At 70.7% G+C, this 15,553-nt stretch carries 15 protein-coding genes; 14 read left to right on the top strand and 1 reads right to left on the bottom strand.

Annotated elements, in window-relative coordinates; genetic code table 11:
• Window positions 1-160: 160 nt before the first annotated feature.
• Window positions 161-2,377 carry an elongation factor G-like protein EF-G2 gene (locus M4J07_RS20355; RefSeq protein WP_255973926.1) on the bottom strand — a complete coding sequence of 739 codons (2,217 nt, stop codon included), beginning with the start codon at window positions 2,375-2,377 and terminating at the stop codon, window positions 161-163.
• A 247-nt stretch (window positions 2,378-2,624) separates the two neighbouring features.
• On the opposite strand from M4J07_RS20355, the gene pgsA reads away from it, so the two are divergent.
• The 14 genes from pgsA to M4J07_RS20285 all read left to right on the top strand — a co-directional run bounded on the left by pgsA (window position 2,625) and on the right by M4J07_RS20285 (window position 15,226).
• A complete protein-coding gene (gene pgsA, locus M4J07_RS20350; protein ID WP_255973924.1) occupies window positions 2,625-3,284 on the top strand; it encodes a phosphatidylinositol phosphate synthase in 660 nt (219 codons plus the stop codon).
• A complete protein-coding gene (locus M4J07_RS20345) occupies window positions 3,281-4,195 on the top strand; it encodes a phosphatidylinositol mannoside acyltransferase (protein WP_255973922.1) in 915 nt (304 codons plus the stop codon). The genes pgsA and M4J07_RS20345 overlap by 4 nt, the downstream gene beginning before the upstream one ends.
• Complete coding sequence (locus M4J07_RS20340; protein WP_255973920.1) at window positions 4,192-5,352, top strand: glycosyltransferase family 4 protein; 1,161 nt, start codon at window positions 4,192-4,194, stop codon at window positions 5,350-5,352. Before M4J07_RS20345 ends, M4J07_RS20340 begins: the two co-directional genes overlap by 4 nt.
• A gap of 73 nt (window positions 5,353-5,425) precedes the next feature.
• Complete coding sequence (locus tag M4J07_RS20335) at window positions 5,426-5,971, top strand: hypothetical protein (RefSeq protein WP_255973919.1); 546 nt, start codon at window positions 5,426-5,428, stop codon at window positions 5,969-5,971.
• Window positions 5,972-6,080: 109 nt separating this feature from the next.
• Entirely contained in the window at window positions 6,081-7,004 is a 924-nt protein-coding gene (gene pdxS, locus M4J07_RS20330) for a pyridoxal 5'-phosphate synthase lyase subunit PdxS (RefSeq protein ID WP_308284759.1), read from the top strand.
• A gap of 7 nt (window positions 7,005-7,011) precedes the next feature.
• A complete protein-coding gene (gene pdxT, locus M4J07_RS20325; protein WP_255973917.1) occupies window positions 7,012-7,626 on the top strand; it encodes a pyridoxal 5'-phosphate synthase glutaminase subunit PdxT in 615 nt (204 codons plus the stop codon).
• A 49-nt stretch (window positions 7,627-7,675) separates the two neighbouring features.
• Window positions 7,676-8,428, top strand: a complete 753-nt coding sequence (locus M4J07_RS20320) for a YebC/PmpR family DNA-binding transcriptional regulator (protein WP_255973916.1) — start codon at window positions 7,676-7,678, stop codon at window positions 8,426-8,428.
• A 104-nt stretch (window positions 8,429-8,532) separates the two neighbouring features.
• The gene (gene ruvC / locus M4J07_RS20315) at window positions 8,533-9,090 is read left to right on the top strand and encodes a crossover junction endodeoxyribonuclease RuvC (protein WP_255973914.1); all 558 of its coding nucleotides are present in this window, start codon (window positions 8,533-8,535) and stop codon (window positions 9,088-9,090) included.
• Window positions 9,087-9,698, top strand: coding sequence for a Holliday junction branch migration protein RuvA (gene ruvA / locus M4J07_RS20310; protein ID WP_255973913.1), 612 nt, complete (start codon window positions 9,087-9,089; stop codon window positions 9,696-9,698). The genes ruvC and ruvA overlap by 4 nt, the downstream gene beginning before the upstream one ends.
• A 53-nt stretch (window positions 9,699-9,751) precedes the next feature.
• The gene (gene ruvB / locus M4J07_RS20305) at window positions 9,752-10,831 is read left to right on the top strand and encodes a Holliday junction branch migration DNA helicase RuvB (RefSeq protein WP_255973911.1); all 1,080 of its coding nucleotides are present in this window, start codon (window positions 9,752-9,754) and stop codon (window positions 10,829-10,831) included.
• A 174-nt stretch (window positions 10,832-11,005) separates the two neighbouring features.
• A complete protein-coding gene (gene yajC / locus M4J07_RS20300; RefSeq protein WP_255973909.1) occupies window positions 11,006-11,494 on the top strand; it encodes a preprotein translocase subunit YajC in 489 nt (162 codons plus the stop codon).
• 138 nt (window positions 11,495-11,632) lie between these two features.
• Window positions 11,633-13,414, top strand: coding sequence for a protein translocase subunit SecD (gene secD, locus M4J07_RS20295; protein ID WP_255973977.1), 1,782 nt, complete (start codon window positions 11,633-11,635; stop codon window positions 13,412-13,414).
• Window position 13,415: 1 nt separating this feature from the next.
• Window positions 13,416-14,534, top strand: a complete 1,119-nt coding sequence (secF, locus tag M4J07_RS20290; protein ID WP_255973908.1) for a protein translocase subunit SecF — start codon at window positions 13,416-13,418, stop codon at window positions 14,532-14,534.
• Window positions 14,535-14,686: 152 nt separating this feature from the next.
• Complete coding sequence (locus M4J07_RS20285) at window positions 14,687-15,226, top strand: adenine phosphoribosyltransferase (protein WP_255973906.1); 540 nt, start codon at window positions 14,687-14,689, stop codon at window positions 15,224-15,226.
• Window positions 15,227-15,553: the final 327 nt, after the last annotated feature.

The raw sequence follows: 15,553 nt of genomic DNA, 5'->3' as shown, positions 1-15,553 counted from the left end.
AAGTCGCTGCTGCGGCTTTTCCCGACTTCCCTGCCCCGCACACCTGTTGATCAGCGACACGTCCTGATCGCGTTGATCGTCGACCAGCGTAACGGCCGCCACCGACATCCGTCCGGGCAAGCCGGATGTCGGTGGCCCCGGACCCCCGGGAAGCCGTCAACTAGGCGGAATCCTGGGCCTGTTCGCGGATCCGCTCGCTGAGCTGGGCCGGCATCGGCTCGTGCCGCGCGTACCTGCGGCCGAACCGGGCCGTGCCGTGCGAGAGCGAGCGCAGGTCCACCGCGTACCGGCCGATCTCGATCTCCGGCACCTCGGCCCGCACCAACGTCCGCCCGCCCGGCGCCTGCTCGGTGCCGACGACCCGGCCGCGCCGCCCCGACAGATCGCTCATCACGGCGCCCACGTAGTCGTCACCGACGAGGATCTGCACCTCGGCCACCGGTTCCAGGAGATGGATCCGGGCGTCGGCCGCGGCCTCCCGCAGCGCCAGCGCGCCCGCCGTCTGGAACGCGGCGTCCGAGGAGTCCACCGAGTGCGCCTTGCCGTCGAGCAGCGTCACCCGCACGTCGATGAGCGGATAGCCCGCCGCGACCCCCTTCGCCGCCTGCGCCCGCACGCCCTTCTCCACGGACGGGATGAACTGCCGGGGCACCGCGCCGCCGACGACCTTGTCCACGAACTCGATGCCCGAGCCGCCGGGCAGCGGCTCCACCTCGATCTCGCAGATCGCGTACTGCCCGTGCCCGCCGGACTGCTTCACATGGCGGCCGCGCCCCGCCGACCTGTTCGCGAACGTCTCCCGGAGGGAGACCTTGTGCGCGACGACGTCGACCTGCACCCCGTAACGGCTGCGCAGCCGTTCGAGCGCCACGTCCGCGTGGGCCTCGCCCAGACACCACAGGACCAGCTGGTGCGTGTCCTGGTTCTGTTCGAGCCGCATGGTCGGGTCCTCCGCGACCAGGCGGGACAGGCCCTGCGACAGCTTGTCCTCGTCGGCCTTGCTGTGCGCCTGGATGGCCAGCGGCAGCAGCGGGTCCGGCATGTCCCACGGCGCCATGAGGAGCGGATCGTCCTTGGCCGAGAGCGTGTCGCCGGTCTCCGCCCGGTTCAGCTTCGCCACGCACGCCAGATCACCGGCGATGCAGTGCGTGAGGGTGCGCTGCTGCTTGCCGAACGGCGCCGACAGCGCGCCGATCCGCTCGTCCGCCTCGTGCAGGGCACGGTCCTCGTGCACGTGGTCCGCGAGCCCGTGCCCGGACACGTGCACCGTCTCGTCCGGGCGCAGGGTGCCGGAGAAGACCCGGACCAGGGAGACCCGGCCCACGTACGGGTCGGACGCCGTCTTCACGACCTCCGCCACCAGCGGCCCGGCGGGATCGCAGGCGTCGACCGCCCGCTCCCGCCCGTCGGGAGTGCGCACCGTCGGCGCCTCCCGCTCCAGCGGGGTCGGGAAGCCGCCCGTGACCAGCTCCAGGAGCTCCACGGTGCCGATGCCCTGGCGGGCGCCCTCCGCGGCCGGGGCCGCGGCGAGCACCGGATGGAAGACGCCGCGTGCGACGGCCCGCTCCAGGTCGTCGACGAGCGTCTTGAAGTCGATGTCCTCGCCGCCCAGATAGCGGTCCATGAGGGTCTCGTCCTCGCTCTCGGCGATGATCCCCTCGATCAGCCGGTTCCGTGCCTCCTCGATCAGGGGCCGCTGCTCGGTGCCCGGCTCGGACTCCTTGCGTTCGCCCGACGCGTAGTCGAACAGGCGCTGCGAGAGCAGGCCGATCAGCCCGGTCACGGGCGCGTGCCCGTCGGGTGCCTGCGCGCCGTGCAGCGGCAGGTACAGCGGGAGCACGGCGTCGGGGTCGTCGCCGCCGAAGACCTCCGCGCAGCTGCGCGTCATCTCCTCGAAGTCGGCCCGTGCCGCCTCCAGGTGCGTGATCACGATGGCGCGCGGCATGCCGACCGCCGCGCACTCCTCCCAGACCATGCGGGTCGCACCGGTCAGGGTCTCCGGTCCGTCCGCCGCCGAGACGACGAAGAGGGCCGCGTCCGCGGCACGCAGACCGGCCCTCAACTCCCCGACGAAATCCGCGTAGCCGGGGGTGTCCAGAAGATTGATCTTGAACCCGCCCCATTCCACGGGGACGAGCGAGAGCTGGACCGAGCGTTGCTGGCGATGCTCGATCTCGTCGTAGTCGGAGACGCTCGTGCCGTCCTCGACCCGACCCGCCCTGTTCACCGCCCCCGCGGTCAGCGCGAGGGCCTCCACCAGAGTCGTCTTGCCCGATCCGCTGTGGCCGACCAGCACCACATTCCGTACGGACGCGGGATGGTCGGCCGCTGCTGCCCTGCCGGCGGCCCCGGGGTGTCCGTTGGCCTTGTCGCCCATGCCTTGCCTCCCGGTTGTTCCACGGTGAGGTGGTCCTTGAGGCGCGGACACGCGAACCCGCGTGCGGAGGCGGCTTCGGCGACGCCCGCGGTGCCTTCGAGCTTTCCACTCGGGTCACTGTGCGTCCATACGTCGTACGCGATCGCACGCGCGCGTGGTGGCCCGGCGGCCGATCCCGTGCGCGCGTGGCTACGATGGGCCAGCCGGTGGCCAGAGGGGCCGCCAGGCACCGACCCTCGGGAAGGCCATGCTGAACAAGTACGCGCGTGCATTCTTCACGCGTGTCCTCACACCGTTCGCCGCGTTTCTCATCCGTCGCGGGGTCAGCCCCGACACGGTCACGCTCCTCGGCACCGCCGGAGTCGTGGCGGGAGCGCTGGTCTTCTTCCCGCGCGGAGAGTTCTTCTGGGGCACCGTCGTCATCACGCTGTTCGTCTTCTCGGACCTCGTGGACGGCAACATGGCGCGCCAGCTCGGCCGCTCCAGCCGCTGGGGCGCCTTCCTGGACTCCACGCTCGACCGGGTCGCCGACAGCGCGATCTTCGGCGGCCTGGCGCTCTGGTACGCGGGCGGCGGCGACGACAACGTCCTGTGCGCCGTGTCGATCTTCTGCCTCGCCAGCGGCCAGGTCGTGTCGTACACGAAGGCACGTGGAGAATCGATCGGCCTGCCCGTCGCGGTGAACGGCCTGGTGGAGCGCGCCGAACGGCTGGTGATCACGCTCGTCGCCGCCGGCTTCGCCGGTCTGCACAAGTTCGGCGTGCCCGGCATCCAGTACCTGCTGCCGGTCGCGCTGTGGATCGTCGCCGTCGGCAGCCTCGTCACGCTGATCCAGCGCGTGGTGACGGTGCGCCGGGAGTCCGCGGAGGCGGAGGCCGCCGTGGCCCGGGAGGAGGCCGCCTCGTGAGCGGCGCGCAGGACCGGGTGACGGACGCGCTCTACGGGCTCGGCTGGGCCACCGTCAAGAAGCTCCCCGAACCGGTCGCGGCCCGCCTGGGGCGCACCATCGCGGACGCCGCCTGGAAGAAGCGCGGCAAGGGCGTCCTGCGCCTGGAGTCGAACCTCGCGCGCGTGGTGCCCGACGCCACGCCCGAGCGCCTCAAGGAGCTGTCCCGGGCCGGCATGCGCTCGTACCTGCGCTACTGGATGGAGTCCTTCCGGCTCCCCGCCTGGAGCAAGGAGCGCATCAGGGAGGGCTTCACGCCCAAGGACCTGCACCACCTGACCGACGCCCTGGACTCCGGCAAGGGCGTCGTCCTGGCCCTGCCGCACATGGGCAACTACGACCTCGCGGGCGCCTGGGTCACCACCAAGCTGGAGACCCCGTTCACGACCGTCGCGGAGCGGCTCAAGCCCGAGACCCTGTACGACCGCTTCGTCGCCTACCGCGAGGGCCTCGGCATGGAGGTGCTGCCGCACACGGGCGGTTCCGCCTTCGGGACGCTGGCCAGGCGGCTGCGGGCCGGGGGCCTGGTGTGCCTGGTGGCGGACCGGGACCTGTCCTCGTCGGGCGTCGAGGTGAAGTTCTTCGGCGAGACGACCCGGATGCCTGCCGGACCCTCGATGCTCGCCCAGCAGACCGGCGCGCTGCTGCTGCCGGTCACCCTCTGGTACGACTCGTCCTCGATAATGCGGGGCCGCGTGCACCCGCCCGTCGACGTGCCGGAGACAGGCACCCGGGCCGAAAAGACGTCTGTGATGACGCAGGCGCTGGCCGATGCCTTCGCCACGGGAATCGCCGACCATCCGGAGGACTGGCACATGCTGCAGCGCTTGTGGCTCTCCGACCTGGAGAACTTTGAGGAGCGGCCGGCGTGAGGATCGGAATCGTCTGCCCGTACTCGTGGGACGTGCCGGGCGGCGTCCAGTTTCACATCCGCGATCTGGCGGAGCATCTCATCGCCCTGGGGCACGAGGTCTCCGTCCTCGCCCCGGCGGACGACGAGACCCCCCTGCCGCCGTACGTCGTGTCGGCGGGCCGGGCCGTTCCCGTTCCGTACAACGGCTCGGTGGCACGGCTCAACTTCGGGTTCCTGAGCGCCGCCCGGGTACGGCGTTGGCTGCACGACGGCACGTTCGACGTGATCCACATCCACGAGCCGGCCTCGCCGTCGCTCGGTCTGCTGGCGTGCTGGGCGGCGCAGGGCCCGATCGTCGCCACGTTCCACACGTCGAACCCGCGCTCCCGCGCCATGATCGCCGCGTACCCGATCCTGCAGCCCGCCCTGGAGAAGATCAGCGCGCGCATCGCGGTGAGCGAGTACGCGCGCCGCACGCTGGTCGAGCACCTCGGCGGCGACGCGGTCGTCATCCCGAACGGCGTCGACGTGGACTTCTTCGCCCGCGCCGAGCCCAAGCCCGAGTGGCAGGGGGACACCCTCGGCTTCATCGGGCGCATCGACGAGCCCCGCAAGGGCCTGCCCGTCCTCATGAAGGCGCTGCCGAAGATCCTCGCCGAGCGGCCGCAGACCCGGCTCCTGGTCGCGGGCCGCGGCGACGAGGAGGAGGCCGTCGAGTCGCTGCCGAAGGAGATGCGCGAGCGCGTCGAGTTCCTCGGCATGGTCAGCGACGAGGACAAGGCGCGCCTGCTGGCCAGCGTCGACGTGTACGTCGCGCCGAACACGGGCGGCGAGAGCTTCGGCATCATCCTGGTCGAGGCGATGTCGGCGGGCGCCCCGGTGCTCGCCTCCGACCTCGACGCCTTCGCGCAGGTCCTGGACCAGGGCGCGGCGGGCGAACTCTTCACGAACGAGGACGCGGACACCCTGGCCGTCGCCGCGCTGCGCCTGCTCGGCGACCCCGAGCGCCGCGCGGAACTGCGCGAGCGCGGCAGCAAGCACGTGCGCCGCTTCGACTGGTCGACGGTGGGCGCGGACATCCTCTCGGTCTACGAGACGGTGACGCAGGGCGCGGCCGCGGTCGCGGCGGACGAGCGGACGGGGCTCAGGGCCCGGTTCGGGCTGGCCAGGGACTGATCCGGCGGGGCGGGCGCGGCCGGTGGGCGGCGCCGGAAAGTGACCGGTCCGCCCGACGGTAACGTTGCGGCCCGTGACCGTCACCCTGATCTGGATCGCCGTAGCCCTCTTCGCGATCGGCCTCTACCTGAGCTGGACCGCGGGCCGTCTCGACCGCCTGCACGCCCGTATCGACGCGGCCCGCGCCGCCCTCGACGCCCAGCTCCTGCGGCGCGCCTCCGTGGCACAGGAACTGGCCACGTCGGGAGTCCTCGACCCGGCCGCGTCGATCGTCCTGTACGAGGCCGCCCACGCCGCGCGGCAGGCCGAGGAGGAGCAGCGCGAGGTCGCCGAGAGCGAGCTCAGCCAGGCGCTCAGGGCGATCTTCAGCGAGACCGACCAGGTGGAGGCAGTCCGGGAGGCCCCCGGCGGCGAGGAGGCCGCGGAGGAGCTCGCCCAGGCCGTCCGCCGCGTTCCCATGGCCCGCCGCTTCCACAACGACGCCGTCCGCGCGGCCCGCGCCCTGCGGCGGCACCGCAAGGTCCGCTGGTTCCGGCTCGCCGGTCACGCGCCGTTCCCGCTGGCGTTCGAGATGGACGACGAGCCGCCGACGGCGCTGGCCGACCGCGCCACCGCGTAGCGCGCGGGCCAAAAGGAGCCACCGGCTGTCCATTGGCCCTTGTAGTGGCCTGGTCCACAGGAGTTTCCTCGGTGCTGCAAGAAGCCTTCTTCATCGAGTGAGGTCACCCGTGTCCACCAGCACCCCGCAGTCCACCGCCTCCGCCGAGGCTCCCGCCACCGGTACCGCGCGCGTCAAGCGCGGTATGGCCGAGCAGCTCAAGGGCGGCGTCATCATGGACGTCGTCAACGCCGAGCAGGCGAAGATCGCCGAGGACGCCGGAGCCGTCGCCGTCATGGCCCTGGAGCGGGTGCCCGCCGACATCCGCAAGGACGGCGGCGTGGCCCGCATGTCGGACCCGAACATGATCGAAGAGATCATCGAGGCCGTCTCCATCCCGGTCATGGCCAAGTCCCGCATCGGCCACTTCGTCGAGGCCCAGGTGCTCCAGTCCCTCGGCGTCGACTACATCGACGAGTCCGAGGTCCTCACCCCGGCCGACGAGGTCAACCACAGCGACAAGTTCGCGTTCACGACCCCGTTCGTCTGTGGCGCCACGAACCTGGGCGAGGCCCTGCGCCGCATCGCCGAGGGCGCCGCGATGATCCGCTCCAAGGGCGAGGCCGGCACCGGCAACGTCGTGGAGGCGGTCCGCCACCTGCGCCAGATCAAGAACGAGATCGCCAAGCTGCGCGGCTTCGACAACAACGAGCTGTACGCCGCCGCCAAGGAGCTGCGCGCCCCGTACGAGCTGGTCAAGGAGGTCTCCGAGCTGGGCAAGCTGCCGGTGGTCCTCTTCTCCGCGGGCGGCGTCGCCACCCCGGCCGACGCCGCGCTGATGCGTCAGCTCGGCGCCGAGGGCGTCTTCGTCGGCTCCGGCATCTTCAAGTCCGGCGACCCGGCCAAGCGCGCCGCCGCCATCGTGAAGGCCACCACCTTCTACGACGACCCCAAGATCATCGCGGACGCGTCCCGCAACCTCGGCGAGGCCATGGTCGGCATCAACTGCGACACCCTGCCCGAGACCGAGCGCTACGCGAACCGGGGCTGGTAATCCCCCCATGGGCACCTCCAGCACCCCCGTGATCGGCGTCCTCGCCCTGCAGGGCGACGTACGGGAGCACCTCATCGCCCTGGCCACGGCCGACGCCGTGGCCAGGCCGGTGCGGCGCCCCGAAGAACTGGCCGAGGTCGACGGCCTGGTCATCCCCGGCGGCGAGTCGACCACCATCTCCAAACTGGCCCACCTCTTCGGCCTGATGGAGCCCCTCCGCGCGCGCGTACGCGCGGGCATGCCCGTCTACGGGACGTGCGCCGGCCTGATCCTGCTCGCCGACAAGATCCTCGACCCGCGCTCGGGCCAGGAGACCATCGGCGGCATCGACATGATCGTGCGCCGCAACGCCTTCGGGCGGCAGAACGAATCCTTCGAAGCGGCGGTCGACGTGCGGGGCGTCGAGGGCGATCCTGTAGAGGGCGTCTTCATCCGCGCCCCCTGGGTGGAGTCCGTGGGTGCCTCCGTGGAGGTGCTCGCCGAGCACGAGGGGCACATCGTCGCCGTACGTCAGGGCCACGTCCTCGCGACGTCCTTCCACCCCGAGCTCACCGGCGACCACCGGCTCCACGGGCTGTTCGTGGACATGGTGCGGGCGAAGGACGCGCCGGGTTCCTTGTAGGATCTCTGGCGTTCGTTAAAGAGGTTGTTTACGCGAAGGAGACAGGCAGATGTCCGGCCACTCTAAATGGGCTACGACGAAGCACAAGAAGGCCGTGATCGACGCCAAGCGCGGCAAGCTCTTCGCGAAGATGATCAAGAACATCGAGGTCGCGGCCCGCACGGGCGGCGCCGACGTGTCCGGCAACCCGACCCTCTTCGACGCCATCCAGAAGGCCAAGAAGAGCTCGGTCCCGAACAAGAACATCGACTCCGCCGTCAAGCGTGGTGCCGGTCTCGAGGCCGGTGGCGCCGACTACGAGACGATCATGTACGAGGGCTACGGTCCGAACGGTGTCGCGGTGCTCATCGAGTGCCTCACGGACAACCGCAACCGCGCCGCCTCCGACGTGCGCGTCGCCATGACCCGCAACGGCGGCAACATGGCGGACCCGGGCTCCGTCTCGTACCTGTTCAACCGCAAGGGCGTCGTCGTGCTCCCCAAGGCCGAGCTCTCCGAGGACGACGTCCTGGAGACGGTCCTCGAAGCGGGCGCCGAGGAGGTCAACGACCTCGGTGAGTCCTTCGAGATCATCTCCGAGGCCACCGACATGGTCGCGGTCCGCACCGCGCTCCAGGAGGCCGGCATCGACTACGACTCGGCCGAGTCCAACTTCGTCCCGACCATGCAGGTCGAGCTGGACGAGGAGGGCGCGCGCAAGATCTTCAAGCTGATCGACGCCCTCGAGGACAGCGACGACGTGCAGAACGTCTTCGCGAACTTCGACGTCTCCGACGAGGTCATGGAGAAGGTCGACGCCTGACCCGGCATCAGCGGCGGGCCGACGGGACACACCCCGTCGGCCCGCCGCTTTGTCAGTGGCACCCGATAGCCTGCACAAACAGGCGATCGATAGGGGGGGCAGGCGTGCGCGTTCTCGGGGTGGACCCGGGTCTCACCCGGTGCGGTGTCGGCGTGGTGGAGGGAGTCGCGGGGCGGCCTCTGACCATGCGCGGCGTCGGGGTCGTACGGACCCCGCCGGACGCGGAGTTGGGCCTGCGCCTCGTCGCCATCGAGCAGGGCATCGAGCAGTGGCTCGACGAGCACGAGCCCGAAGTCCTCGCCGTGGAGCGGGTGTTCAGCCAGCACAATGTGCGTACGGTGATGGGCACCGCCCAGGCGAGCGCCGTCGCCATGCTGTGCGCGTCGCGCCGCGGCATCCCCGTCGCGCTGCACACGCCCAGCGAGGTCAAGGCAGCCGTCACCGGCAGCGGCCGCGCCGACAAGGCACAGGTGGGCGCCATGGTGACCCGGCTGCTGCGGCTCGACGCGCCACCCAAGCCGGCCGACGCCGCCGACGCGCTCGCCCTCGCCATCTGCCACATCTGGCGAGCCCCCGCGAAGAACAGACTCCAGCAAGCCGTGGCGCTGCACACAGCCAAAGCAGCGACCGCGTCGAACGCACTGAAAGGCCGTACCGCATGATCGCCTTCGTCAGCGGCTCCGTCGCCGCCCTCGCCCCCGACGCCGCGGTGGTCGAGGTCGGCGGCATCGGCATGGCCGTCCAGTGCACACCGAACACGCTGTCCACGCTCCGCCTCGGCCAGCAGGCCAAGCTCGCCACCTCCCTCGTCGTCCGGGAGGACTCGCTCACCCTGTACGGCTTCGCCGACGACGACGAGCGGCAGACCTTCGAGCTGCTGCAGACCGCGAGCGGCGTCGGGCCGCGCCTCGCCCAGGCCATGCTCGCCGTGCACAGCCCCGACGGACTGCGCAGGGCCGTCGCCACCGCCGACGAGAAGGCGCTCACCGCCGTCCCCGGCATCGGCAAGAAGGGCGCCCAGAAGCTCCTCCTGGAGCTCAAGGACCGGCTCGGCGAGCCGCTCGGCACGGGCGGCCCCGCCATCGGTACCCCCGTCACCACCGGCTGGCGCGAGCAGCTGCACGCCGCGCTCATCGGACTCGGCTACGCGACCCGCGAGGCCGACGAGGCGGTCGGCGCGGTCGCCCCGCAGGCCGAGGCCATGGAGGGCACCCCGCAGGTCGGCCAGCTCCTCAAGGCGGCGCTGCAGACCCTGAACCGCACGCGCTAGCCGACCCGCCCGCCCCCCGATCCCGTAGATCCCCGTAACGCGAGGCACACCACATGAACTGGGACGAGACCACCGACGACGCGGCCGACCCGCAGGCCGACCGGCTCGTCGGTGCGTCCGCCGACCGGGAGGACCAGGCCGTCGAGGCGGCGCTGCGCCCCAAGGACCTGGGCGAGTTCATCGGCCAGGAGAAGGTCAGGGAGCAGCTCGACCTCGTGCTCCGCGCCGCCCGCGCGCGCGGCGCCACCGCCGACCACGTCCTGCTCTCCGGCGCCCCCGGCCTCGGCAAGACGACGCTCTCCATGATCATCGCGGCGGAGATGGCCGCCCCCATCCGCATCACCTCAGGGCCCGCCATCCAGCACGCGGGCGACCTGGCCGCGATCCTCTCCTCCCTCCAGGAGGGCGAGGTCCTCTTCCTCGACGAGATCCACCGGATGTCCCGGCCCGCCGAGGAGATGCTCTACATGGCGATGGAGGACTTCCGCGTCGACGTCATCGTCGGCAAGGGCCCCGGCGCCACCGCCATCCCGCTCGAACTGCCGCCGTTCACCCTCGTCGGCGCGACGACGCGCGCGGGCCTGCTGCCGCCGCCGCTGCGCGACCGCTTCGGCTTCACCGCGCACATGGAGTTCTATGAGCCGGCCGAGCTGGAGCGGGTGATCCACCGCTCGGCGAGCCTGCTCGACGTGGAGATCGACACCGCCGGAGCCGCCGAGATCTCCGGCCGCTCCCGCGGCACCCCGCGCATCGCGAACCGCCTGCTGCGCCGCGTCCGTGACTACGCCCAGGTCAAGGCCGACGGCCACATCACCCGGGACATCGCCGCGGCCGCGCTCGGCGTGTACGAGGTGGACGGCCGCGGCCTCGACCGCCTGGACCGGGCGGTCCTCGAGGCCCTGCTCAAGCTGTTCGGCGGCGGTCCCGTCGGTCTGTCCACCCTCGCGGTGGCGGTGGGGGAGGAGCGCGAGACGGTGGAGGAGGTGGCCGAGCCCTTCCTCGTCAGGGAGGGACTGCTGGCGCGTACTCCCCGTGGTCGCGTCGCCACTCCGGCCGCCTGGGCCCACCTCGGACTCACGCCGCCCCAGGGGAGAACGGGCGCAAGCGGACAACAGGACCTGTTCGGGGCGTGACGGCGAGGGGACTCGCGGGCCGTGGAACCCCGGTGCCATGCTGAGCGTTGTTCCCAGATGGCGGACTCGCTTAGACTCCGCCGACGTCGTCCATAGCTTTTCCCGGACGACGGTCGACCCCCGAACCCAACAAGGCCGCTCTTTTGTGCGGTCGTATGAAGGAAGTTCCCACCCGTGAGTCTCGTGACCCTCCTCCCGTTCATCGTGCTCATCGGGGCCATGTTCCTGATGACCCGGTCTGCCAAGAAGAAGCAGCAGCAGGCCGCCACGATGCGTAATGAAATGCAGCCCGGTTCCGGCGTCCGGACGATCGGGGGCATGTACGCCACGGTCAAGGAGGTCCACGACGACGCCGTCCTCCTCGACGCGGGCCCCGGCGTCCACCTGATGTTCGCGAAGAACGCGATCGGCGCCGTGCTCTCCGACGACGAGTACAACCGCATCGTCCACGGCGAGGAGTCCGGCGACGACGAGCTGACGGACGGCGCCATCGTGCCGGACGACGCGTCCTCCCTCACCGAGACCGACGAGACCGCCGCCGACGACTCGCGCATCGACCTCGGCAAGAAGGACGAGGCCGATGAGGCCGCCGCGGCCGCCGAGGCCCCCAAGGCCGATGACGCGGAGCCGAAGAAGACCGACGGCGAGTCCGACGCGAAGTAGTCACGACCACCGCCGCGGGGCGTGCCGCTTGCGCCCCGCGGTCCTGGTTCGTGCGTGACCCGCGCGGATTCTCGACCATTTCATGGCCGCCCGAGCACGAACCCCGATGCCGGGCGGATGGAGAGGGAGTACGAGAAGGTGGCCACACCTAAAAAGAGCCGAGGGGCAGGTGCCCAGAGCAAGCCGGGCCGTGCTCTGAGCCTCATCGTGATCATCATGGTGGCGCTCGTCGGTGGGATGTTCATCTCCGGGACGTTCACGCCCCGACTCGGCATCGATCTCGCGGGAGGCACCAGCATCACGCTGGAGGCCAAGAACGAGCCGGGCAAGCCCAACGCGATCAACAAGACCAACATGGACACGGCGGCGGACATCATCAACCGCCGTGTCAACGGCATGGGTGTCTCCGAGGCCGAGGTCCAGACGCAGGGCAACAACAACATCATCGTCAACATCCCCCGGGGTACGAACGAGAAGCAGGCCCGCGAGCAGGTCGGTACGACCGCGCAGCTCTACTTCCGCCCCGTCCTGACGGTGGCCGCCGGCGCTCCGACCGGGGACTCCTCCGCGAGCCCGTCGCCGAGCGCCTCCTCCAGCGGCAAGGCCACGGACAAGGCGACCGACGGCTCCAGCGAGAAGGCGACCGACACGTCGTCCGCGACGCCGTCCGCCACCGCCACCTCCCAGGGCCGCGCCGTCACCGACGCTCTGAAGGCCGACTCGTCGCCGAGCGCCTCCGCCTCGGCGAGCGACAAGGCCGACGACAAGGCGTCCCCCTCGGCGAGTGCCTCGGCCGACCCGGCGACGACCGCGCTGCAGAAGAAGTTCACCGAACTCGACTGCACTGACAAGGCCGCCCGCACGAACGTCAACGAGGGCGCCAAGCCGACCGACACCATCGTCGCCTGCGGCAAGAACTCGGCCGACCAGTGGGAGAAGTACATCCTCGGCCCGTCCGAGGTGAACGGCAAGGACGTCAAGAAGTCCCAGGCGGTCATCAACCAGCAGTCCGGCCAGTGGGTCGTCAACATGGAGTTCACGGGCTCCGGCTCGAAGAAGTTCGCGTCGACGACCAGCAAGCTCAAGGACCAGCAGTCCCCGATGAACCAGTTCGCCATCGTGCTCGACGGCGACGTGGTCTCCGCCCCCAGCGTCAGCTCCACCCTGAGCTCGAACGCCGAGATCTCCGGCAGCTTCACCCAGCAGTCGGCCCAGGACCTGGCCAACGTGCTGTCGTACGGCGCCCTGCCGCTGACCTTCCACGAGCAGAGCGTCACCTCGGTGACCGCCGCGCTCGGCGGTGAGCAGCTGCACGCCGGTCTGATCGCCGGCGCCATCGGCCTCGCGCTGGTCATCATCTACCTGGTGGTCTACTACCGGGGCCTGTCGCTCGTCGCCCTCGCCTCGCTGCTCGCCTCCGGCATCCTCACGTACACGCTGATGACGCTGCTCGGCCCGGCCATCGGCTTCGCGCTGAACCTGCCGGCGGTCTGCGGTGCGATCGTGGCCATCGGTATCACCGCGGACTCGTTCATCGTGTTCTTCGAGCGGATCCGGGACGAGATCCGCGAGGGCCGCTCGGTGCGGCCCGCCGTGGAGCGCGCCTGGCCGCGGGCCCGGCGCACCATCCTGGTCTCCGACTTCGTGTCGTTCCTCGCGGCCGCGGTGCTCTACATCGTGACCGTCGGCAAGGTGCAGGGCTTCGCGTTCACGCTCGGCCTGACCACCCTGCTCGACGTGGTCGTCGTCTTCCTCTTCACGAAGCCGCTGATGACGATCCTGGCCCGCCGGAAGTTCTTCGCGAGCGGCCACAAGTGGTCCGGCCTCGACCCGAAGCGCCTCGGCGTGCAGCCCCCGCTGCGCCGCTCCCGCCGTGCCACTGGTCCTGCCGCTGGCCCCGTCGACCCGAAGGAGGCGTGAGATGTCGAAGCTCGGCAGTCTCGGCGCCAAGCTGTATCGCGGTGAGGTCGGCTACGACTTCATCGGCAAGCGCAAGATCTGGTACGGCGTCTCGATCCTGATCACCATCACGGCCATCGTCGGCCTCGTGGTGCGCGGTCTGAACATGGGCATCGAGTTCGAGGGCGGCGCCGTCTTCACGACTCCCAAGACCACGGTCTCGGCCGCGAAGGCGGAGGAGTACGCGGAGAAGGCGTCGGGCCACGACGCGATCGTGCAGGAGCTCGGCACGGGCGGCCTGCGCATCCAGATCGCGGGCATCGACACCGGCAAGTCGGACCAGATCAAGGAGGAGCTGTCCCAGGACCTGGACATCTCCGCCGACAAGATCAACGCCGACCTGGTGGGCCCCAGCTGGGGTGAGACGATCGCCAACAAGGCATGGCAGGGCCTGGCCATCTTCATGGTCCTCGTCGTGATCTACCTGGCGATCGCCTTCGAGTGGCGCATGGCCATCGCGGCCCTCATCGCACTCGTCCACGACATCACCATCACCGTCGGGATCTACGCCCTGGTGGGCTTCGAGGTCACGCCGGGCACGGTGATCGGTCTGCTCACGATCCTCGGTTACTCGCTCTACGACACGGTCGTCGTCTTCGACTCGCTCAAGGAGCAGACGAAGGGCATCGAGAAGCAGACCCGCTGGACCTACAGCGACATCGCCAACCGCTCGATCAACAGCACCCTGGTCCGCTCGATCAACACCACGGTCGTGGCGCTCCTGCCGGTCGCCGGCCTGCTGTTCATCGGCGGCGGCTTCCTGGGCGCCGGCATGCTGAACGACATCTCCCTGTCGCTCTTCGTCGGCCTCGCCGCCGGTGCGTACTCCTCGATCTTCATCGCCACTCCGCTGGTCGCCGACCTCAAGGAGCGCGAGCCGAAGATGAAGGCCCTCAAGAAGCGGGTGCTCGCCAAGCGGGCCGCCGCCGCGGCGCAGGCCGACGGCCCCGCCACCGAGGGCTTCCAGGCCGAGGTGCCGCAGCAGGACGACCCGGAGGACGCCGCCCCGGCGGGTGCGGGTCCGCGCAACCAGCCGGCCCGCAACCGCGGCCGCGGCCGCCCCTCGGGCAAGCGCCGCTGATCCGGCAGACCCCGTACACGGGCGCCAGGAGCCGTCGAGGCCCTGGCGCCCGCGTCGTTTCCCGACAGGGGCGACTGCTAGGGTTTTCGTCGGTGCGAGACCCCACGTCCCGACCCCCACATCTCGATACACACACTCGCTGAGGTGCACAAATGACCGACATCAAGGAGCTGCTCCTCAGCCGCATCCGGGACGTGCAGGACTACCCGGAGCCCGGCGTCCTCTTCAAGGACATCACCCCGCTCCTGGCGGACCCGGCGGCCTTCACCGCCCTCACGGACACCCTCGCCGAGCTCTGTGTCCGGCACGGCGCCACCAAGGTCGTCGGCCTGGAGGCGCGCGGCTTCATCCTGGGCGCCCCGGTCGCGATCCGCGCGGGCCTCGGGTTCATCCCCGTGCGCAAGGCGGGCAAGCTCCCCGGAGCGACGCTCTCGCAGTCGTACGACCTGGAGTACGGGTCCGCCGAGATCGAGGTGCACGCCGAGGACCTGTGCGCCGACGACCGCGTCATGGTCATCGACGACGTGCTGGCCACCGGTGGCACCGCCGAGGCCGCCCTGCACCTGATCCGTCGCGCGGGCGCCGAGGTCGCGGGCGTCGCGGTCCTCATGGAACTGGGTTTCCTGCCCGGCCGTGCCCGGCTGGAACCCGCCCTTCACGGCGCCCCGCTCGACGCGCTGCTGGTCGTGTAAAACCCCAGTTCACAGCCGTTACGGCGGGCCCGGAGGAATCCGGCGCCCGCCTCTGGTGTTCCTCGGGTACGCAGCGGTCCCACCGGCCGAATACGTTCGGTGGCCGCTGGATCGATACCATGGGCTCTCCGGGACCTGAACGGGGACCCGTGCACGAGGAGCGCCGTTGCCAGACGAGGCCAAGCCACTCACCGCCGCCAAGCCCGACCAGCAGGCCGACCGGGCCTCGGCTCCTTCCGGCACGCCCGCGAAGAGCGCCGAGCCGGCCAAGCCCGCGCAGAACGGCAAGGGCTCCACCAGCACGCCCGGCGCCAAGGCGGCCGAGCA

The sequence above is a fragment of the Streptomyces longispororuber genome (assembly GCF_024448165.1).
In the GTDB taxonomy this organism is placed as follows: domain Bacteria; phylum Actinomycetota; class Actinomycetes; order Streptomycetales; family Streptomycetaceae; genus Streptomyces; species Streptomyces longispororuber_A.
The sequence above is the reverse complement of the archived record's forward strand: the minus strand, read 5'-3'. Positions and strand labels throughout refer to the sequence as shown.

Bases quoted from the DNA above. Each gene is read 5' to 3' on its own strand.
- M4J07_RS20355 (WP_255973926.1), bottom strand. From the start codon at position 2,377: ATGGGCGACAAGGCCAACGGACACCCCGGGGCCGCCGGCAGGGCAGCA.
- pgsA (WP_255973924.1), top strand. From the start codon at position 2,625: ATGCTGAACAAGTACGCGCGTGCATTCTTCACGCGTGTCCTCACACCG.
- pdxT (WP_255973917.1), top strand. From the start codon at position 7,012: ATGGGCACCTCCAGCACCCCCGTGATCGGCGTCCTCGCCCTGCAGGGC.
- M4J07_RS20320 (WP_255973916.1), top strand. From the start codon at position 7,676: ATGTCCGGCCACTCTAAATGGGCTACGACGAAGCACAAGAAGGCCGTG.
- ruvA (WP_255973913.1), top strand. From the start codon at position 9,087: ATGATCGCCTTCGTCAGCGGCTCCGTCGCCGCCCTCGCCCCCGACGCC.
- ruvB (WP_255973911.1), top strand. From the start codon at position 9,752: ATGAACTGGGACGAGACCACCGACGACGCGGCCGACCCGCAGGCCGAC.
- secF (WP_255973908.1), top strand. From the start codon at position 13,416: ATGTCGAAGCTCGGCAGTCTCGGCGCCAAGCTGTATCGCGGTGAGGTC.
- M4J07_RS20285 (WP_255973906.1), top strand. From the start codon at position 14,687: ATGACCGACATCAAGGAGCTGCTCCTCAGCCGCATCCGGGACGTGCAG.